Source organism: Clostridium sp. SGI.024 (genome assembly GCF_050315195.1).
In the GTDB taxonomy this organism is placed as follows: domain Bacteria; phylum Bacillota; class Clostridia; order Clostridiales; family Clostridiaceae; genus Clostridium.
In genome coordinates, this window is record NZ_JBNPON010000016.1 from 31,740 (window position 1) to 53,143 (window position 21,404).

14 protein-coding genes are annotated in these 21,404 nt (G+C 27.6%); 13 read left to right on the top strand and 1 reads right to left on the bottom strand.

The features are described from left to right. Position 1 precedes the first annotated feature (1 nt). The 13 genes from ACQRD5_RS06915 to ACQRD5_RS06975 all read left to right on the top strand — a co-directional run bounded on the left by ACQRD5_RS06915 (position 2) and on the right by ACQRD5_RS06975 (position 20,405). The gene (locus ACQRD5_RS06915; RefSeq protein WP_291628053.1) at positions 2-820 is read left to right on the top strand and encodes a carbohydrate ABC transporter permease; all 819 of its coding nucleotides are present in this window, start codon (positions 2-4) and stop codon (positions 818-820) included. Beyond that, the gene (locus tag ACQRD5_RS06920) at positions 804-2,096 is read left to right on the top strand and encodes an MBL fold metallo-hydrolase (protein ID WP_427746644.1); all 1,293 of its coding nucleotides are present in this window, start codon (positions 804-806) and stop codon (positions 2,094-2,096) included. The genes ACQRD5_RS06915 and ACQRD5_RS06920 overlap by 17 nt, the downstream gene beginning before the upstream one ends. Positions 2,097-2,112: 16 nt before the next feature. Further along, positions 2,113-3,372 carry an ABC transporter substrate-binding protein gene (locus ACQRD5_RS06925; RefSeq protein ID WP_294189118.1) on the top strand — a complete coding sequence of 420 codons (1,260 nt, stop codon included), beginning with the start codon at positions 2,113-2,115 and terminating at the stop codon, positions 3,370-3,372. A 186-nt stretch (positions 3,373-3,558) separates the two neighbouring features. After that, positions 3,559-5,073: a bifunctional metallophosphatase/5'-nucleotidase gene (locus tag ACQRD5_RS06930; protein WP_427746645.1), complete on the top strand. Its 1,515-nt coding sequence runs from the start codon at positions 3,559-3,561 to the stop codon at positions 5,071-5,073. Between the two features lie 173 nt (positions 5,074-5,246). Beyond that, on the top strand, positions 5,247-6,518 hold the full coding sequence (locus ACQRD5_RS06935) for a chloride channel protein (protein ID WP_291628048.1): 1,272 nt from the start codon (positions 5,247-5,249) through the stop codon (positions 6,516-6,518). Between the two features lie 61 nt (positions 6,519-6,579). Beyond that, positions 6,580-8,154 carry a beta-N-acetylhexosaminidase gene (locus ACQRD5_RS06940; RefSeq protein WP_291628065.1) on the top strand — a complete coding sequence of 525 codons (1,575 nt, stop codon included), beginning with the start codon at positions 6,580-6,582 and terminating at the stop codon, positions 8,152-8,154. Between the two features lie 56 nt (positions 8,155-8,210). After that, complete coding sequence (locus tag ACQRD5_RS06945; RefSeq protein WP_291628046.1) at positions 8,211-8,414, top strand: heavy-metal-associated domain-containing protein; 204 nt, start codon at positions 8,211-8,213, stop codon at positions 8,412-8,414. Positions 8,415-8,554: 140 nt separating this feature from the next. Continuing rightward, on the top strand, positions 8,555-9,607 hold the full coding sequence (locus ACQRD5_RS06950; RefSeq protein WP_291628044.1) for an inorganic phosphate transporter: 1,053 nt from the start codon (positions 8,555-8,557) through the stop codon (positions 9,605-9,607). A gap of 27 nt (positions 9,608-9,634) precedes the next feature. Further along, the gene (locus ACQRD5_RS06955) at positions 9,635-10,258 is read left to right on the top strand and encodes a DUF47 domain-containing protein (RefSeq protein WP_291628042.1); all 624 of its coding nucleotides are present in this window, start codon (positions 9,635-9,637) and stop codon (positions 10,256-10,258) included. Between the two features lie 352 nt (positions 10,259-10,610). Beyond that, positions 10,611-11,447 carry a BglG family transcription antiterminator LicT gene (licT, locus tag ACQRD5_RS06960; protein ID WP_291628040.1) on the top strand — a complete coding sequence of 279 codons (837 nt, stop codon included), beginning with the start codon at positions 10,611-10,613 and terminating at the stop codon, positions 11,445-11,447. A gap of 431 nt (positions 11,448-11,878) precedes the next feature. After that, positions 11,879-13,741 (top strand): beta-glucoside-specific PTS transporter subunit IIABC, encoded by a 1,863-nt coding sequence (locus tag ACQRD5_RS06965; RefSeq protein ID WP_291628039.1) that lies wholly within the window; start codon positions 11,879-11,881, stop codon positions 13,739-13,741. Positions 13,742-13,816: 75 nt separating this feature from the next. Beyond that, positions 13,817-15,256 carry a 6-phospho-beta-glucosidase gene (gene ascB / locus ACQRD5_RS06970; protein ID WP_291628038.1) on the top strand — a complete coding sequence of 480 codons (1,440 nt, stop codon included), beginning with the start codon at positions 13,817-13,819 and terminating at the stop codon, positions 15,254-15,256. Between the two features lie 478 nt (positions 15,257-15,734). Then, entirely contained in the window at positions 15,735-20,405 is a 4,671-nt protein-coding gene (locus ACQRD5_RS06975; RefSeq protein ID WP_427746646.1) for a SpaA isopeptide-forming pilin-related protein, read from the top strand. Positions 20,406-20,492: 87 nt separating this feature from the next. Here the strand turns inward: ACQRD5_RS06975 and ACQRD5_RS06980 are convergent, their stop codons facing one another. Beyond that, positions 20,493-21,044, bottom strand: a complete 552-nt coding sequence (locus ACQRD5_RS06980) for a 50S ribosomal protein L25 (protein ID WP_291628036.1) — start codon at positions 21,042-21,044, stop codon at positions 20,493-20,495. Positions 21,045-21,404 lie beyond the last annotated feature (360 nt).

A 21,404-nucleotide genomic window follows, 5' to 3' on the forward strand; every position in this document is an offset into this window, starting at 1 on the left:
TATGAAAAAATTTAATTCAGTTTTATCAAAAACATTTATAGTTTTAATGGCAATAATAACATTATTTCCTTTTGTATATATGATTTTATCAAGTTTGATGACTTATCAAGAGGCAACTAGTATACCACCAACTTTATTTCCAAAGGAGCTTCAATGGAATAACTTTGCACAAGCTATGGAGCAAGCTCCATTTATAAGATACTTCTTTAATACAATTATAGTTGCAGGTATATCTACAATCGGAACAGTTATTACTACTATTTTAGCTAGTTTTGCATTAGTTCAATTGGAATTTAAATATAAAAATGCCTTAATATTAGGTATGGCAGCTTTATTAATGGTTCCTTATGAAGTAACAGTATTTACAAATTATCAAACTATTGCTCAGCTTGGGTTATTAGATACATATGCAGCATTAATATTACCATCTCTTGCAAGTGTGTTTTATATATTCTACTTAAAAGAGTATTTATCAAGTGTTCCTAGTTCATACTATAAGGCAGCAAAGGTTAATGGATGTTCAGATTTAGAGTTTGTTAAAAGAATATTGTTACCTTTAGCTAAACCTGCTTTATTTACTATGGGAATATTAAGTTTTATAGGAGGATGGAATTCATTCTTATGGCCAATACTTGTAACAAATAGTAAAGAAATGAGATTATTAAGTAATGGATTAAGCTCCTTTGCAACAGAAAGTGGTACAAATGTACAACTTCAAATGGCAGCATCAACTATAGCTATAGTACCTATACTGGTTTTATATTTAATATTTAGAAAACAAATTATTAGAGGAGTTGTTAAGAGTGGCGTTAAAGGATAAAAAGACAAAAATCACTTTTCACAATGGTATCTTAACTATTGGTGGAACAATAATTGAAGTAGTATATGAAGATAGTCATATATTTTTCGATTTTGGTAGTGAATACAACCCAAAGGCACCAGTTCAGCCAGAAAACTTACAAGAATTATTAGATGAAAATTTAGTTCCATATTTAGATAATATGTTTGATCCAAGTATTCCATTAAAGGGGTATGAATCAAAAGAAAATAATTTTAAAAATACTGCAGTATTTTTATCACATATGCATTTAGATCATTCTAAGATAGTGAATTATCTAAATCCAGAAGTGCCTTTATATACATTAGAAGGAACAAAGTCATTATTAAATACATTAAATATCAATAATGATTTCTTATTCCCACTTTATAAAAATAATGGTAATAACACAAGAGACATAATTGGAGTTAAGGAAAATGAAGTTATAGAAATTGGTAAAATAAAAGTTAAAGTAATGCCAGTTGATCATGATGCTTATGGTGCTTGTGGATTATTAATTGAAACTCCAGATTTGGTTATTTCATATACTGGTGATATAAGACTTCATGGATATAGAAAAGATGATACATTAAGATTCTGCAAAGAAAGTGAAAATTGTGATGTTCTATTAATAGAAGGAGTAAGTGTTTCATTCCAAGACTTTGATGAAGTAAGAGAAGATGAAATATCAAATGAACCAGAATTAATAGAAAAAATAAATGAAATAGTTAAAGAAAATCCAAATAAACAAATAACATTTAATTATTATATTTCAAATATAGAAAGAATTTTAAATATAATTAAGACTAATCCAAGAAAGGTTGTATTAGATGCATATTACTCATATGTTCTTAAAGAAGCAACTGGATATGAATCTTATTATTATTCATTAGATAATAAAGATTATGGATTAAATAAAGATTTAGAAATTAACTTTGAAAGATTACTAAATGATGAAAGAGAATTTTTCTGGCAACTAGATACACTTGCCATTGAATATATGGATAAATTACAGGAAGGTGGAATTTATATTCACTCAAACGCAGTGCCATTAGGTGATTTTGATCCTAAATATGCACCATTTATAAAGAGTTTTGAGGAAAGAAATATTAAATTTGAAAGAGTATCATGTAGTGGGCATGCTCATCCTTATGATTTAATTGAGATTATTAACTTAATTAAACCTAAGCTATTAGTGCCAATACACTCTTATCGTCCAGAAAAACTATATAATGAAAATGGCGATGTACTTTTACCAGAAAAATCACAAACTATTTAATTGGAGGATGACAACTATGAAGATCAAGAAAATACTTGCTCTAGCACTTTCATTAGGTCTATTAACTGGTTGCTCAAATAAGGGCGCTGGAACAGCTAATGAAGATATCGTAACAGAAATAACAGCACCAGTTGAAATAACATTCTGGCATGCAATGAATGGGGATTTAGAAAAAAATCTTCAAAGCTTAACTGATGAGTTTACAGCACAAAACCCTAATATTAAGGTTACATTACAAAACCAATCAAGTTATCAAGATTTACAACAAAAAATAACTGCAACTGTTGCAAGTCCAAAGGATTTACCAACATTAACTCAAGCTTATCCTGATTGGATGTTCAATCCTATTAAAGATGGATTAGTTACTGATTTAACACCATACGTTGAAAATGAAACTCTTAAATTTGATAACTATGAAGATATATTACCAAGTTTTAGAGAAGCAACTACAATAGATGGAAAGATTTATGCTATGCCATTTAATAAGTCAACTGAAGTTTTATGGTATAATAAGACTTTATTTGATGAATTAGGATTAACTGTTCCAACAAACTATGATGAACTTGTTGAGGTTTCTAAAACAATAAAAGAGAAGAAAGGTATTGTAGGAGCAGGTTTTGACTCATTAAATACATATTACACTACTTTCTTAAAGTCAGAAGGAAAGTCATTTGATAATAATTTTGATGTAACTAGTAAGGAATCAGAAAAGGCTGTTAATTACTACTTAGAAGGTGTTAAAGAAGGTTACTTCAGAATTGCTGGAACAGATAAATACTTATCTGGACCATTTGGAAATGGTACTGTTGCAATGTACGTTGGATCTAACGCTGGTGAAAACTTTGTAAAACAAGGTGTTGATGGCAAGTTTGAAATAGGAGTTGCTCCATACCCAACAAAGGCTTCATTACAACAAGGTACTGATTTATATGTATTCTCAAGCGCAACAGCAGAACAAAAAACTGCTGCATATGAATACTTAAAGTTCTTAACTAGCAAAGAAAGCCAAATTAAATGGGCTTCAGCTACTGGATATGTACCTGTAAGACAAAGTGCTCTTGATTCAGAAGAATATAAAAACTGCGGAAGTTTAATAGCACCAATTCTTTCAGATGCAACTAAGAACTTATATACAAACCCAGTAATAAGTGGTGCAGATGCTGCATATCGTGAAGCTGGTACAGTATTAGAAGCAGTATTAGCGGATCCTAATAATGCAGATGTTACTAAAAAATTAGAAGAATTTAAATCAACTTTAAATTCAATTTGGGAATAGAACAGAGCTGCCTAAAGGCAGCTCTTAATTAAAAATGTAAAATGAAGAATGTAGAATTAATGTAAAAACTCCTTAGGGAGTTTTTAAAATTAATATAATTTAAGTAATTTGGTACAAATTACATCAACAATTTTACATTTTACATTTTACATTTTACATTGTGCGCTAGCACATACAGGAGGTATTATGAAATTAGTTATTTATCAAACTAGTGATTTACATGGATTTGTATATCCAACTAATTATGTAACAGAACAATCTCTTGGAATATTAAAGATTGGAAGTTACATATTAAAAGATGAAAAGAATTATGATTATTCTTTAAAAATAGATTGTGGAGATTTAGTTCAAGGCTCAGCATTAACTCACTACTTATCAAAGCAAATGTTAGAAAAGAATCCTATAGTAGAATTGTTAGATGATATTGGATATGATGCTTATGTATTAGGGAATCATGAATTTAACTATGGATTAGATTATTTAAATGCTGCATATAGTTTAGTTTCTGATAAAATAATTAATGCAAATATCAAAGGTTTAACTTTTGACAGTAAGCCTTATAGAATATTTGATATTAATGGTTTTAAAGTTGGATGTATAGGATTTACAACATCATTTATTCCAAACTGGGAGCAAGAAAAGAATATAAAAAACTTAGAGTTTTTAGATCCAGTTAAGGTTTATGGAGAGTATGAAAAAGAGTTAAAAGAAAAATCAGATATGATAATAGTATGTTATCATGGAGGTTTTGAAAAAAGTTTAGATGGTAAAAATACTCCTACAGAAAAATTAACAAAAGAAAACCAAGCTAGTGAATTATTAGAAACCTATGATTCTATAGATATAGTTTTAAGTGGACATCAACATAGATCTTTTATAACTAAAGTTAATAAAGTAATATGTTCACAACCTATGCATAATGGTCAAAACTTCACTAAAATAGTAATTGATACAGAAACAAAGGAAGCAAGTTATGAATTAGTAGATGTATCAAAGCTAAATGATGAAATAAATGTAGATTTAGAAAGAAGATTTACAAATGTAGATAAAGAGTTGCAAGGATATTTAGATAGAGAAATTGGTCATTTTAAAAATGATATAATTTTAGATGATATATTTATTGCAAGACTTAAAGGACATCCATTTATAAACTTTTTACATGAAGTTCAATTAGATGTATCTAAAGCGGATTTTTCAGTTTTATCATTATTTGATACTGCTATTGGATTTAAGAAGAATGTTTCAATAAGAGATGTATTAATAAATTATCCATATCCTAATACCTTAAAAGTTTTAAAGATAAAAGGAAGTAAATTTAAAGAAGCCATTGAAAAAAGTGCTACATATTTTGTTTTAGAAAATAATGATGTTAAAATTAATGAAGAGTTTTTAGTGCCAAAGGTTCAAAATTATAATTATGATACCTTTGCTGGCTTAACTTATGAAATAGATTTACATAAGGATTTTGGAAATAGAGTTGTTTCTATGAAAAAAGATGGTGAAGATATAGATTTAGATAAAGATTATACAGTAGTTTTAAATAACTATAGAGCTAGCAATACATCGATTTATCCTGCTTATGAAAATGCAGAAGTAGTTAAGGAAATAAATATGGATATGAGTGAGCTTATTATAAATTATTTCCAAAATAATCACGAAGTAGATATCCCATCTGAAAGTAACTATATTATTAGATATTAAAATAAATATAAAAGTTGAAATTTAGAGCTGTTTGAAACAGCTCTTTTTTGCTTATAAAAATAATATCTCCTAAATTAATAAAATTGCAGTAATTATGCTTAGCAAAAGAAAGCAATAAGAATTATTTATAGGAAAATAACAAATAATAAGAAAAAAATGATAAGGAGATATTTATGGGCAGATATACTAAAGAAAAAAATAAGGACTATTATAGTTTAATGAAAATGATATTTAAATGGATTGTATTAAGCATTATTATGGGAATTCCTATTGGAATTATAGTAGGGTTATTTAATAAGATTTTAACAGCTGCAAATTCTTTTAGAAAAGATCATGAATATACTATATATCTTTTACCTATTGCTGGATTAATAATTACTTTTATGTATTTAAAAAGTAAGAGAAATGCTTATTCAGGAGAAAATTTACTTAAGTCTGAAGTTGTATCAGCAGCTAAGGATATTCCTTTTTATATGATATTTGTAGTTTTCATAGGTTCTTTACTTACAACTTTCTGTGGTGGTTCTGCAGGTAAAGAAGGTTCTGCAGTTGCTATGGGAGGAACCTTAGGGGATTTTATATCTAGAAAGTTTAAATTAACTGATGATGAGCAAAGAACTTTAGTAATATGTGGTGTTGGCAGTGCATTTGGAGTAATTTATGATGTTCCTTTTGCAGGAGCTATCTTAGGAATGGAACTAGTATTAAAGGGAAGGTTTCATTATCAAGCATTAATCCCTGCATTTTTAACAACTGTTGTATCTAATGAGATAGCAGTTTGGATTGGTAGTAAGACAGTAGAATATCCAAATCTGGTATTAGATGATTTAAGCTTTATTGTAATAATGAAATTAGTATTATTAGGAGTTATTTTTGGAATTGGTGGCTTTATATTTAATTTAGTTTTGGATAATAGTAGTAAAGCTTATGATAAATTCACTAAAAATCCATATATTAAAGCTATTTTGGGAGGAGTTATTACAATAATATTATTTTGGATAGTTGGAGATAACTACAATGGATTAGGTCAAAGTTTTATAAATGATTCCTTTAAAAATCATGTAAGCATAATGGATTATATATGGAAAATTATTTTTACTGCTGTTGCTTTAGGATCAGTCTTTCAAGGTGGTAGAGGAAATCCAACTTTTTTTGCAGGAGTTACTTTAGGAAGCTTTGTTTCTAAATATATTAATTTACCTCTTACCTCAGTTACGGCATTAGGAATGATAGGCTTATTTTGTAGTGCAACATCTCTACCTATAACATCTATAGCTATGGCTTTAGAATATTTTGGTGGTGAAGAAATGTTAGCAATAATTATAGTTATGACAGTAAGTTATATAATATCAGGATTTTATGACATTTTAGTAAAAAAGAAACTTCCAAAAGAAAAAGGAAAAATATTTGAAGGAGTTGTTCATAAGAATAAAAAAGATTCTTAAGAAATTTAATTATTAACAGAAGAAAAAGTTTAAGGAGGAAGATAAGTTGCTTAAAAGAAATATGAAATACTTAGTGTTTACCTTTATAGCTATTTTTACTTTGATAGCTTTATTAATATCAACAATAAATAAAAAGGGTTTGGAAGTATTTGGAGATACGCAAAGTATTAATAATACAATTGTACCTAAACCATTAAGCTATAAAGAAAATCAAGGAGAATTTCTACTTAATAAGGATACTACTATCTTTATAAAGGGAAAAAATGAAGATGAAACAGCGGAAATAGCTAATATTGCAGAATATTTAAAGGAAAAGTTAAATCCAGCAACAGGATATGATTTTAATATAAATAACAATGAAAGTCCAAAGCAAAATTATATTTATCTCACAACCTTAAATAGTGAAAGCACATTAGGGGATGAAGGGTATAATATTACTACTAATAATGATGGAGTAAAGATAGTAGCTAATAAGCCAGAAGGAATATTTAGAGGTATTCAAACTTTAAGACAGTTACTTCCTCCGGAAATAGATTCAAATAAATTAGTAAGTAATGTTCAGTGGATTATTAAAAACTCAACAATTTATGATAAACCAGTATATAGCTATAGAGGGTTAATGATAGATGTAGCAAGACATTTCTTTACTGAAGAAGAAATTAAAAAACAAATAGATATTGCAGCACAATATAAGATAAATAGGGTACATCTTCATTTAACTGATGATCAAGGATGGCGAATAGAAATAAAAAAATATCCTGATTTAACTCTTATAGGAGGAAGTACAGAAGTAGGAGGAGGACCAGGAGGATATTATACTCAAGAGCAGTTTAAAAGTATAGTTAAATATGCTGCAGATAGATATATTGAAATTATCCCTGAGGTAGATATGCCAGGTCATACGAATGCTGCTTTAGCTTCCTATGGATTTTTAAATCCAGATGGTAAAAGAAAACCTTTATATACAGGAATAGATGTGGGGTTTAGTACATTAATGACAGATAGTGAAAAAACTTATGAATTTATAGAGGATGTAATTAAGGAAATTTCAGAGATTTCTCCATCTAAATATTTTCATATGGGTGGAGATGAAGCAGAAAGTACAAAAAAGGAAGATTATGATTATTTCGTAGGTAGAGTTTCAAAGATAGTAGAGAAGTATGGGAAAACTCCAATAGGATGGGATCCAATAGATACGGCACCGGAAATAAATTCTAGCGTTATACTTCAAAATTGGAAGGATTCAAATGAAGCTGCTAGAAAAAAGAATATGAATATGATAATTTCAATTGCAAGCAAGGCCTATTTAGATATGAAGTACAATGAAAATACACCTTATGGATTAAATTGGGCAGGATATATTCCAATTAAGACTGCATACGATTGGGATCCTACAGAGTTTGCACCAAAAAATTTAATTTTAGGAATTGAGGCACCATTATGGACTGAAACAATAGATAATGTAGAGCAAATGGAATATATGATATATCCTAGATTATTGGGATATGCAGAAATTGGTTGGACTCCAAAAAATCTTAGAAACTTTGAAGAATATAAAATAAGATTAGAAAAGCAAGGAATAAGACTTAGTGAGAAAGGAGTAAATTATTATAGAGATAATAGTATATGGAAATAGATTTTTTTGAGATAAGTGTGCATACTATATTCGAATGAAAAAGAAAGGAGAAGTATATGGAAAGAGTACATTATAAAATAAATGATATAGCAAATGAGAACATGAAGACACAAGTTAAAAATTCCTTAGAAAAGCTAGATGGAGTTGATAAGGTTTGTGTTGATGTTGCAAGAGGGACAGTAGAAGTAATTTATAATGAACCAGCAACAGAAATTTCAATTAAATCTTGCCTAGAAAAATCAGGACATAAAATTATATAAATAATAAAAAATAGTCTATGCTAAAAAACATGGACTATTTTTTTTATACAAAATAATTGAAAAATTATGAAAAAAGATATATTGTTATTTTATAGCAAAATTTTCAATATATATATACATAAACTGAAAGGAGAAAATTAATGACTATTTCTTTTTTTGATTTTTTAAGACAGATAGTGGATAATGTTCCTTTACTTATTACTGTTATTTTAACCCTAGGAGTAATTTTAGTAAATGGATGGACAGATGCACCAAATGCAATTGCCACTTGTGTATCAACTAGAGCTATAGGTCCCCGTGCTGCTATTTTAATGGCAACAGTATTTAACTTTTTAGGGGTTTTTGTTATGACTATGATAAATGCCAATGTAGCTCAAACAATATACAATATGGTAGACTTTAGAGGAGACCCACATTATTCTTTAATTGCATTATGTGCAGCTTTATTTGCAATAGTTGTTTGGGCAACAGCAGCATGGTATTTTGGAATACCCACAAGTGAAAGCCATGCATTAATAGCTGGAATTTCAGGAGCAGCCATTGCACTACAAGGTGGAATGAGCGGAATAAATGGACATGAGTGGATGAAAGTAATATATGGTCTTATATTATCTACATTTTTAGGATTTGGTATGGGCTGGTTAACTGTAAAGATTATCGGTTTATTATTTGGAAGAGTTGATCGTAGAAAAACTAGTGAATTTTTTAAATATTCTCAAATTGGTGGTGGTGCTGCTATGGCATTTATGCATGGAGCACAAGATGGGCAAAAATTTATGGGAGTATTTATGCTTGGAATATTTTTAGCTAATGGAAGAGGAGATGTTCAAAGTTTTGTTATACCAGTATGGCTTATGATACTTTGTTCTTTAGTTATGGCCTTAGGTACATCTATAGGTGGATATAAAATAATTAAAGCTGTTGGAATGGATATGGTTAAACTTGAACAGTATCAAGGATTTTCAGCAGATTTAGCTGGTGCTGGATGTCTTCTATTATCTTCAGTTACTGGAATTCCTGTTAGTACAACTCATACAAAGACTACTGCTATAATGGGAGTAGGAGCTGCTAAAAGACTTAGCTCAGTTAATTGGGGGGTAGTTAAGGAAATGGTTTTAACATGGATTTTAACCTTCCCAGGTTGTGGCTTAATAGGATTTTTAATGGCAGAATTATTTATTTGGATATTTTAAAATAAAATTATAGAGGAGAAAAATATAATGTTAGGTAAGAAAGAAAATAATTATTTTAATATGTTAGCTGAGTTAGTAGATTATTCATGTGAAGCTGCTAATTTACTTCAAAATACATTAGTAAATTTCAATATTAATGAAATAGAAGAAAAAATACATGAAATGCATAATATAGAGCATGAAGCTGATGTAAAGAAACATGATATGATGAATAAATTAGCAAAAGAATTCATAACACCTATTGAAAGAGGTGATATTATCGATATAGCTCATTATATTGATAATGTTACAGATGATATAGAAGAAGTTTTAACAAGAATATATATGTATAACATTAGAGAAATTAAAAAAGAAGCGATAGATTTTTCAAATATTATCATTAATAATTGTAATGGATTGAAAAAAATAATGAGAGAATTCTATAATTATAAAAAATCCTCAGAAATTCCAAAATTAATTATAAGTATAAATGATTTAGAAGAAGAAGGGGATAGACTGTACTTTAGTACTTTAAGAAATTTATATACTACATCTAAAGACCCTATAGAACTTATGACGTGGACTGATACTTTAAAGTATTTTGAAAAATGCTGTGATGCTTGTGAAAGCGTAGCAAACCTAGTTGAAAGTGTAATAATGAAAAATTCATAATTAATAAGGTCTTTAAATAAAATTTCCTTATAAAATACAATAATATTATTAAATAAATGACAATAAATAGATATATAAATGTATAAAAATAATAAAAAAATAATAAAATTATTACATGTTTTTTGTGAAAATAAGTTGACAATGTTTACATTATATATTAAAATGATGACATATTAATGAGGATCCATTTTGGATTGTTACTGGGAAGCAGGCAAAACCTAAATTGATACCAAATTAGTTTTAGTGGATGTACTATAACTATTTGATATTAGTTTAGGTTTTTTTGTATAATACTGCTTGCAGAATATAATTTATATTTCTAATAGGAAATTATATAGAAGGAGTTAGAGATATGCTTATTAATAAAGTGTTAAATAACAATGTCATTACAATTATTAATGAAAATGATGAAGAAGCAGTAGTTATGGGGAGAGGGATAGCCTTTCAAAAGAAAAAGGGTGATGAGGTTGATAAGGATAAGATAGATAAAATATTTGTTTTAAAGAATAAAAGCATAAATGAAAAGTTAATTGCATTAGTTAAAGATATTCCTGTAGAAAATTTAGAAATTGCTGAGGAAGTAATTAATTATGCAGAAGAAGAGTTAGGTACTAAATTAAATGAAAATATTTATTTAACACTTACTGATCATATAAGCTTTTCTATAAATAGGTATCAGAATAATTTAGAAATGAAAAATGTTATGCTTTGGGACATAAAAAGATTACATAAACCAGAATTTTCAATAGGGCTTAAAGCATTAGAAATAATTAAAAATAGATTTGGAATAGAGCTTCCAGAGGATGAAGCTGCAGCAATAGCAATGCATATTTTAAATGGTGAATTAAATCAAGATATGCCACAAATAGTAGATATAATAAATTTAATAAATGAGGTTTTAAAAATAGTAAAATATCATTTTAATATGGATTTTGATGAAGAATCAATAAATTATTATAGATTTGTTACTCATTTAAAATTCTTTGCTCAAAGATTAGTGAGTGGCAAATATTACGAGGATAATGATAATGAACTTTTTGAAATGATTAAAGATAAATATCCTAAATCTTATGAATGTACTAAAAAGATAGATGGATTTATAAAAAAGAAGTTTAATAATGAATTAACAAAAGAGGAAAAACTATATCTTATAGTTCATACAGCAAGAGTTGTAAAAGAAAATTATTAGAATTATATTTAACTTTATAAGGATTGTAACTGACTCGATCAGGCAAAACCTAAGTTAACGAAAGTTTAACCACGAGAAGTGCGCTAAAGCGCAATGTAAAATGAAAAATGAAGAATGAAAAATTGAGGAATAAACTCCTTTAGGAGTTTATAGAAAATATATATTTTTGGTAATTTGGAACAAATTACTTCAATAATTCTACATTCTACATTCTACATTCTTAATTATGGGCTATTCATAGCCCATCCATTGGTTATTTATAAGTTAATTTAGGTTTTTTATTATATACTGATAATAATTTATGTTTGGGGGGATAGCAGGTATTAAAGTAATAACTGGAAGTTTCATAGGATTGTAACTGATTCGATCAGGCAAAACCTTAGTTCTTCAAAACTTAAAAAAATTAAATTTTGAAAGTGAGGAATTAAGCTATGAATTATGAAAATTTAGCTAAATCAATTTTAGAAAAAATAGGCGGAAAAGAAAATGTATCAAATTTAACACATTGTGCAACAAGATTAAGATTTAATCTAAAAGACAATTCAAAGGCAAAGACATCAGAAATTAAAAATATTAATGGTGTTATGGGAGTTGTCGATAAAGGTGGTCAATATCAAGTAATAATAGGAAATGATGTAAATCATGTATATAAGGAAGTAGTTAAAATAGCTAACTTAGATAATATGAGTTCTAATGCTTCAGAAGAGGTTGATGATCGTAAACCAATTGCAAAAGTAATAGACACAATAACTGGTATATTTACACCTATATTACCTGCTATTACAGCAGCTGGTATGATGAAAGCAGTTCTAGCATTATTAACTGCATTTAAATTAGTAACGACAGATTCACAAAGTTATCAAATTGTAAACTTTATGGCAGATTCTGCTTTCTACTTCTTACCAATACTTCTTGCAAATTCAGCTGCTAAGAAATTTAAGTGTAATCAATACTTAGCAATGATGCTTGGTGGAATGTTATTACATCCAACATTTGTTACTATGGTTAATACAGCTAAGGAAGCTGGAACATCTATATCAGTATTTGGATTACCTATTTCATTAGCATCATATAGCTCAAGTGTATTACCTATAATACTTGGAGTTTGGTTTATGTCATATGTTGAACCAATTGCAGATAAAGTATCACCAAAGGCTATTAAGTTCTTTACAAAACCATTAATTACAGCAGTTGTTACAGGAATAGTTCTATTAGTAGTAATTGGACCTTTAGGATATATAATAAGCGATAAGATAGGTTTAGCAATTAAAACTTTAGAAACTTATGCTAGTTGGTTAGTTCCAACATTAATAGGTGGATTAACACCATTATTAGTAATGACAGGTACTCATTATGGACTTATACCAATAGGTATAAATAATCGTATGACTATGGGATATGATACTATTATTTATCCAGGAATGTTAGCTTCTAATGTATCTCAAGGTGGAGCAGCTTTAGCAGTAGCATTAAAAACTAAAAATTCAGAAATAAGACAATTAGCATCTTCAGCAGGTATAACTGCAGTTTGTGGTATTACAGAGCCAGCTTTATATGGTGTAAACTTAAGATTTAAAACTCCATTATATTCATCTATGATAGGTGGAGCAGTTGGTGGATTATTCTTAGGATTATTCCGTGTTTGTAATTACTCAGGTGGTTCTCCAGGGTTTTTAACTTTACCAAGTTATATTGGTGGAGATACAATGATGAATTTTGTATATGCTTGTATTGGTGCAGTTATTAGTGTTGCTGTTTCCTTTGTTTCTTGTTTAGTTTTATATAAAGATAAAGAAGAAGTTACAGTTAAGGAAGATGAAAATCTACAAAGAGCTTTAGGAAATGAAATAATTATCGCAAGTCCTATGAAGGGTGAAATTATGCCTTTAAATGAAGTTAATGATGAAACTTTTGCATCAGAAATGATGGGAAAAGGTGTAGCTATTAAGCCAGTAGATGGTAAAGTTGTATCACCAATAAATGGAATAGTTCAAACTATATTTAAAACAAAACATGCTATAGGATTAAAATCTGAAGATGGAACTGAAATTCTTATTCATATTGGAATGGATACAGTTCAATTAGAAGGTAAGCATTTCAAAGCTTATGTTAAAGATGGAGATAAAGTAAAGATTGGAGATACCTTAATAGAATTTGATACAGAAGCTATAAAAAAAGAAGGTTATGAATTAACAACACCTGTTATAGTAACAAATACAAATGATTATTTAGAAGTATTAGCTAGAGGAGTAAAGAAAGTTAATACTGGTGATGCAATTATAAGCATTATTTAAAAGACTATAGAGCTGTTTTAGGCAGCTCTATATTAAAAAATTCTACTAAAGACCATAAATACATGGAGGTAAAATATGATTCAAGATTTTAATAAGTTTCCAGAAAATTTCTTGTGGGGCGGTGCTTTAGCTGCCAACCAATGTGAAGGTGGTTATAAGGAAGGTGGAAGAGGCTTAACTACAGTAGATCTTTGCCCAGCAGGAGAGAATAGACGTAAAGTTATGGAAGGAAAGATAGATGTTTTAAGACCTTTAGAAAATGAGTATTATCCTTCTCATGAAGCTATAGACTTTTATCATAGATATAAAGAAGATATAGCATTATTTGCTGAAATGGGATTTAAGTGTCTAAGAATATCTATAGCTTGGTCAAGAATCTTTCCAAATGGAGATGAGAAAACTCCAAATGAAGAAGGATTAAAATTTTATGATTCAATGTTTGATGAAATGCTAAAGTATGGAATGCAACCAGTAGTTACTATTTGTCATTTTGATACTCCTATAGGTATTATTGAGAAATATGGTGGATGGAAAAATAGAAAGTTTATAGATTTTTATTTAAATTATTGTGAGGCAATATTTAATAGATATAAAGATAAAGTTAAATATTGGATGACATTTAATGAAATAAATATGATATTACATCTTCCATTTATGGGTGCAGGTGTGAGATTTAAAGAAGGAGATAATGAGATTCAAGTAAAATATCAATCTGCTCATCATGAACTTATAGCTAGTGCTTTAGCAACAAAAATGGCACATGAAATAATTCCAGGTTCAATGGTAGGATGTATGCTTGCTGCTGGAGAATTCTATCCATACTCATGTAATCCACAAGATGTTCTACTTGCAAAAGAAAAGGATAGAGAAAATTTATTCTTTATTGATGTACAATCAAGAGGGGAATATCCTGGATATGCAAAAAGATTTTTAAGAGAAAAGGGAATAGAAATAAAGTTTGAAGAAAAAGATGAAGAAATACTAAAGAATAATACTGTAGATTTTATCGGATTTAGTTATTATTCAAGTAGATGTGCAAGTTCTGATCCAGAGGTGTTAAAGGGACAAACTGCAGGAAATGTATTTAAAACTGTAAGAAATCCAAACTTAAAAGTTTCAGAATGGGGATGGCAAATAGATCCATTAGGACTTAGAATAACTTGCAATTCATTATATGATAGATACCAAAAGCCTTTATTTATTGTTGAAAATGGATTAGGAGCTGTTGATAAAGTAGAAGAAGATGGTTCAATAAATGACGATTATAGAATTGAATATTTAAGAGAACATATTAAGGCAATGAAAGAAGCAATAAAAGATGGTGTTGATTTAATTGGTTATACACCTTGGGGGTGTATAGACATAGTTTCAGCTTCAACTGGAGAAATGAAAAAACGTTATGGTTTTATCTATGTAGACAAAGATAATGAAGGAAATGGAACTTTAAACAGAAGCAAGAAAAAAAGTTTTTATTGGTATAAAAACGTTATTTCTAGCAATGGGGAAGAACTATAATATAATACAGATATAATTATCAAAAAGAGTTTAAACTAAAATTTAGGCTCTTTTTTTATAAATAACTGTATTATACAAGGCTATAAATGAAATTAAAAATTACTTAGAAAAATAAAAATTTAAAAGTTAAATTTGAGAATAGTACTTTATTAATATTATAAAAAAGTATAATATATACTTATGTTAATATTATTTAATGAAAGTGGGGATAAGATAATTATAAAGAAAATCAATGAGATGAAGATTAAGTTGGTTTAATATCAAAGATGATTTTAAATTTTATAATAAAATAAGTATAATAAATGCGATTTTAAAGAAATAATTCTTACAAGAAGAATTAAGTATTTTTCTAAGGAATTCAACTAAAAACTTTATCATAATTTAATAAAAATTATAATGTTTTTATTTGTGATTATTTTGTGATGATCATTTTTGTAATATATATTAATAAATAAAACAATTACAAAAAGGAGTATATATGAAAAAGATTAATAATATAATTTATTTTATATTAGTAATATTAGTAATACAATTATTTTCATCAATTAATTTTACTAACATAGTAAAAGCTGAAGAAAATAAAGAATTTAATTTTCTTACGAAAGTTGAGATTACTGATTTAAAAAATGGACCTTTAGGTCAGGAGATAGATAAATCTTCAAATGTGCGAATAAAGTATAACTTTGAAATACCAAACATTGGGAATGTAAAAAAAGGAGAAACTTTAACAGTTAGGTTACCAAAACAAATATTAATTAAAAATACTATTAATATTGACATAAAAGAGGAAGAGGAATTAGTTGCTAAAGCTACAGTAAATACAGATGGAAGCATCAATATTGAATTTACTGAATTCGCAGCTAATCATTCAGATGTAAGTGGATTCTTCTATATAGATACAGTATTTAATAGAAATAATATTGGGAATGGAGAAAGTGAGAAGATAGAATTTTACTTAGGTGGGGAAACTCAGCCTGTCATAGTTGAAGTTAAATTTAAGCAAGACCCAATTCCAGAAGCATCTATATCAAAGAGTGGTAAATATGATGGATTTAAAAATGAAATTACTTGGAATATTGAATTTAATAAAGAAAATATTAGTCTAAAAAGTGTAAATATAATAGATGATATTCCTTTGGGACAAGAGTATATCGAAGGATCAGCTACAATAGATAATGGAGCTGATATAAGTGGGTTTTCTTATGTATCTGTAGCGAATGATAGCAATAAGGCTGGAACATTGATTTATAACTTCCAAGGAGAAATTAATAAAAAGCATATAATTTCCTTTAAAACTAAAATAAGTGATTCAAGAATTTTAATGGAGAATCAAGGGAAAAGTATAAATTTATATAATAGTGCAATACTTGATATTAATGGAGCAAGAAAAGAATCTAATAATGCATCGGTTGAGGTTAAGGTAAATTATATTGAAAAGTCTGGTAAATATGTTTCTAATGAAAATGGAAATAAGGTAAATAGAATAGATTGGACAATTAAGATAAATAATAATGCTTTAAAACTTAATAACTTAAAAATAGAAGATAGTATACCAGCTGGATTAGAGCTAATAAATGGAACTTTTAAAGTTAACAATAATGTAAATAATGGTTATACTTATACTGGTAATAAATTAACTTATACTTTTGAGAATGAAATTAATACTCAACAAATAATTACTTATTCTACAAATATTGTAGATGAAAAAGTTTATCACTCAAATGATACAACTAATTTTAAAAATACTGCAACTATAGTAGAAGGAGTGAAAAGTACTCCATCTGCATCTGCTAATGTAGGAGTAGGAAGTAATATCTTACGTAAAAGTGCTTTAAATAATTATGATGCAGCAAATCATTATTTAACATGGAAGATAGAAGTAAATAGTAATGAAGTAAAGCTTGAAAATCCAGTAGTAACAGATAATATTCCTGTAGGTCAAAAGTATGTTGCTGGAAGTTTAAAAATAGATGGATTGGCTCCCGATACTAATAAATTTAATTATAAAGTTTCTGATAACGGAGATACAGAAAAAACAGGAACTATCACTTATAACTTTAATGAAACTATTAATAAAAAGTATGTTATTACATTTAAAACTGAAGTTACTGAAAGTAGTATTTATGCAGGAAATATTAATGGTAAACAATATAGTAATACTGCATATATGAAGGCTGATAATATATTAAAAGAAGTTAATAGTAAAGCTAATCAAAATGTTACAAGTAATGTTATTGAAAAAAAATCAGAAAGTTATGATTTTGTAAATAAAGAAATTACTTGGAAGATATTTGTTAATAAAAATAAAACTAAATTGGGAGCAGTAGTAGTTGCTGATAATATTCCTAAAGGACAAGAATATGTTGCAGGCTCTGCTAAAATTAATAATGCTGCTGATAGCAATGGCTTTAAATATAAAAGTGCAGCAGATGGTGATGAAGAAAAAACAGGAACCTTAACTTATACTTTTAATAATGAAATAAATGATATTTATGAAATTACTTTTAGAACTAAGATTACAGATGAGTCTATTTTCTATACCAATGGCCAAAAGACAGTTAAGAATAAAGCAGTGATAACTGGTGATGTTATACCTCCAAATGTCTCTACAGTGGCAGAGAAAAAAATTGAAAACATAGTAATTAATAAATCTGCAGATTATAAGAGTGGAAATGATTATATTGATTGGAAGATATTAATAAATTCTAACTCAACTCCTATGGGAAAAGTAGATATCCAGGATATACTTCAAGAGGGTTTAACGTTAGATACACTTTCTGTGGAATTATATAACGGAATATTAAATTCTCAAAATGGCAATATAATTAAAGGTGATAAAGTACTAGTGAATAAAGATAATTTTTCTTATGATATTAATACAAGAGAATTTATATTTAAGTTTGATAATGAAGTGAATTCACCATATATATTAACATTTAGAACTGATATTGTTGATAAAAGTAAGCAACCTTTTACTAATAAGGCAAATTTTAAGGGAAGTAAAACGAGCCAAACAAGCTCTACAAATCCTACTTACGTAGAATTCCAAAGTGGTGGTGGTGGTGCCATAGGTACACGAGGTACAATAAATATAAATAAAGTAGATAAAGATAGTACTAATAAATCACTTAAAGGTGCTAAATACAATTTATTAGACAAGGATATGAGAGTAATAGCTACAGGGGAAACAGATGGTAATGGAAATTTAACATTTAATAGAATTAGATTTGAAATTCCTTATTATGTGGAAGAAATAACTCCACCAGAAGGATATGTATTAGATAGTACAAGACATGAGTTCACTATAAAAAGTGCAGATGATATAAAAAATATAAGCAAGACTCTTTACAATAATATTATTAAGGGCTCAATAGAATTATATAAAGTTGATGATGATATGAAACCACTAAAGGGAGTAGAATTCACTTTATATGATTCAAAAGGTGATAAAGTAATATCTTCAGAATCAAATGATAAGGGAATTGTTACTTTTAATGATATTCCTTATGGAAATTATACTGTTAAAGAAACTAGTCCATTAGAGGGGTATTTAAAGAATGATACTATTTATTCTTTTGACATTAAAGAAGATGGAAAGACAGTAAAAGCAGAAAACTCAGTAGAAAATAAAATAATAAGAGGAAATATTAAAGTAGTAAAAGTAGATGAAGATAATAATCTTCTAGCTAATGCAGAAATTACTTTATATGATTTAGAGGGAAATGAAATTCAAAAGGATTTAACAGACGAAAATGGACAAGTTATATTTAAAAATATTCCTTATGGAGATTATGAAGTAAAAGAAACTAAGGCTCCAGAAGGTTATAATCTTTCAGATAAAGTTATAAAGGTTAGCGTAAATAAAGAAGAAACTGGACTAGTTTATGAAGCTGGAAGAATTACTAATACTAAAATTAAAGCTAATATAAAGATTAATAAATTAGATCAAGATAATAATAAAATAGTTGGAGCAGAGTTTACACTTTATGATAAGAATGATAAACCTATTACAACTGCAGTAACTAATGGTGATGGAATTGCGTTATTTGAAGATGTAATATATGGAGATTATTACATTAAAGAAACTAAGACACCAGAAGGATATGTATTAAATAGTTATAGACATGACTTTACTATAAATGAAAATGGAGCAGTTTTAAAAGAAACTGTAATAAATGAACAAATTGTAGGGGATATCAAAGTAGTAAAAATAGATGAAGATAAAAACCTTCTAGCGAATGCAGAGATTACTTTATATGATTTAGAAGATAATATAGTTCAAAAAGCAGTAACAGATGCAAATGGACTAGTTATATTGGTAAATGTGCCTTATGGAGAATATAAAGTAAAAGAAACTAGAGCTCCAGAGGGATACAATCTATCAAAGGAAGTCTTAAAGGTTAGCGTAAACAAAGAAGATACTGGACTAGTTTATGAAGCAGGAACAATTACTAATACTAAAATTAAAGCTAATATAAAGATTAATAAATTAGATCAAGACAATAATAAAATAGTTGGAGCAGAGTTTACACTTTATGATAAGAATGATAAACCTATTACAACTGCAGTAACAAATACTGATGGAATAGCATTATTTGAAAATGTAGTATATGGAGATTATTATATTAAAGAAACTAAGACACCAGAAGGTTATATTGGAACTAATGAAAAAATTGAAGTAAGTGTTAAGGAAAATAATTTAGTATATTCATATGAGATTGAAAATGCTAGAATTAAAGCTAAAATAGAAATTAATAAAATTGATGAAAATGGAGAACCGCTAAAAGGAGCAGAATTTACATTACTTAGCAAGGATGGTAAGGAAATATCAAAAGCTGTAAGTAATGAAAATGGAGTAGTTATATTTGAAGCTGTTGATTATGGTAATTACGCAATAAAAGAGACTAAGGCTCCAGAAGGATATTTAAAGGAGGATACTGAAGTAGAAGTTGTTGTAGACTCACAAAAAACTCAAGTATTTACTTTTAAAAATATTAAGATTAAAGATGAGACTGCTAACTTAGGTAAGGGAGGACTTCCTTCAACAGGAGATGCTTTCGATTCAAGATTATTATTAATAGTTGGAGCATTATTAGTTTTAACTGGTAGAGGATTCATGATAAAAAGAAAAGTTAAATTAAATAAATAATAGAGAAAATTATATAGTAACCAGGATTTTATTAATAAAAGGATGATTCTAAAATTAGAATCATCCTTTTTAAATTATACAAATAGTTTAATTAAAATATTGACTACTTACTACAGCTAATAAAGTATTAGGATCATTTAATATTGTTATATTCTCTGGAATAACAATATCTTTGATAAATACTTTATTATTTATTTGCATATTTGAAGCATCTAATTCAATAAATTCAGGGATTTTTTCTACATCTCCTTGTAAATCTATATATAAATTATGAGTTTCTAAAGTAAGTCTCTTTCCTTCTAAGATATCTTGACCAATAAATTTAATTGGTATCCTCATTTTAATTACTTCATTAGGTTTTATATATTGAAAATCTACATGAATAATCTCATGTCTTTCATTTTTTTGAACTTCTTTAACAACGCATTTTACTATTTTATCTTCAAGTAGAAGATCTATTATAGACCCACTATTATTTTTTCTAAGCACTCTTTGAAGTTCTGCATTACACATTTTTACTGGAATAGTTTCACCTAGAAATTCACCATAAATAATTCCAGGCACTTGACCAACTTTTCTTAATTTATTTTGATTTTCTTTTACATTTCTATCATAAACCTTAAAGGCTAAATTTGACATATTAATATACCTCCTTTAATAACTTTACAAATAATTATTAAGCTCTATAAAGTTAATATAAGTACAAAAATAGAGCTTAAGTTAAAAGCCCCACATATGCATCATCCTCCTTCATCTTATTAGAGTGTACATAATTAAAATAAATAAAGCAAATATTGGAAATGGCACTTTCATAGATTAACTAGAGAAATATAGATAAATATCAATTAGTATTAAGAAAAGTTATGAGAAACTAAATAAAAGATATATTTATTATCAAATTGAAAAATAAACACTTAAATGTTACGAGATATTTTAATAATATATACGAAGCTTTAGAATTTTTAGAAGTTAGAGCATAGTATAATTTGTAAGTAATTA

What these genes read in the sequence shown, in the direction of transcription:
- ACQRD5_RS06945 (WP_291628046.1), top strand. Translation starts at nt 8,211, where the DNA reads ATGGAAAGAGTACATTATAAAATAAATGATATAGCAAATGAGAACATG.
- ACQRD5_RS06975 (WP_427746646.1), top strand. Translation starts at nt 15,735, where the DNA reads ATGAAAAAGATTAATAATATAATTTATTTTATATTAGTAATATTAGTA.
- ACQRD5_RS06955 (WP_291628042.1), top strand. Translation starts at nt 9,635, where the DNA reads ATGTTAGGTAAGAAAGAAAATAATTATTTTAATATGTTAGCTGAGTTA.
- ascB (WP_291628038.1), top strand. Translation starts at nt 13,817, where the DNA reads ATGATTCAAGATTTTAATAAGTTTCCAGAAAATTTCTTGTGGGGCGGT.
- ACQRD5_RS06915 (WP_291628053.1), top strand. Translation starts at nt 2, where the DNA reads ATGAAAAAATTTAATTCAGTTTTATCAAAAACATTTATAGTTTTAATG.
- licT (WP_291628040.1), top strand. Translation starts at nt 10,611, where the DNA reads ATGCTTATTAATAAAGTGTTAAATAACAATGTCATTACAATTATTAAT.
- ACQRD5_RS06980 (WP_291628036.1), bottom strand. Translation starts at nt 21,044, where the DNA reads ATGTCAAATTTAGCCTTTAAGGTTTATGATAGAAATGTAAAAGAAAAT.
- ACQRD5_RS06935 (WP_291628048.1), top strand. Translation starts at nt 5,247, where the DNA reads ATGGGCAGATATACTAAAGAAAAAAATAAGGACTATTATAGTTTAATG.
- ACQRD5_RS06950 (WP_291628044.1), top strand. Translation starts at nt 8,555, where the DNA reads ATGACTATTTCTTTTTTTGATTTTTTAAGACAGATAGTGGATAATGTT.
- ACQRD5_RS06930 (WP_427746645.1), top strand. Translation starts at nt 3,559, where the DNA reads ATGAAATTAGTTATTTATCAAACTAGTGATTTACATGGATTTGTATAT.
- ACQRD5_RS06965 (WP_291628039.1), top strand. Translation starts at nt 11,879, where the DNA reads ATGAATTATGAAAATTTAGCTAAATCAATTTTAGAAAAAATAGGCGGA.
- ACQRD5_RS06925 (WP_294189118.1), top strand. Translation starts at nt 2,113, where the DNA reads ATGAAGATCAAGAAAATACTTGCTCTAGCACTTTCATTAGGTCTATTA.
- ACQRD5_RS06940 (WP_291628065.1), top strand. Translation starts at nt 6,580, where the DNA reads ATGAAATACTTAGTGTTTACCTTTATAGCTATTTTTACTTTGATAGCT.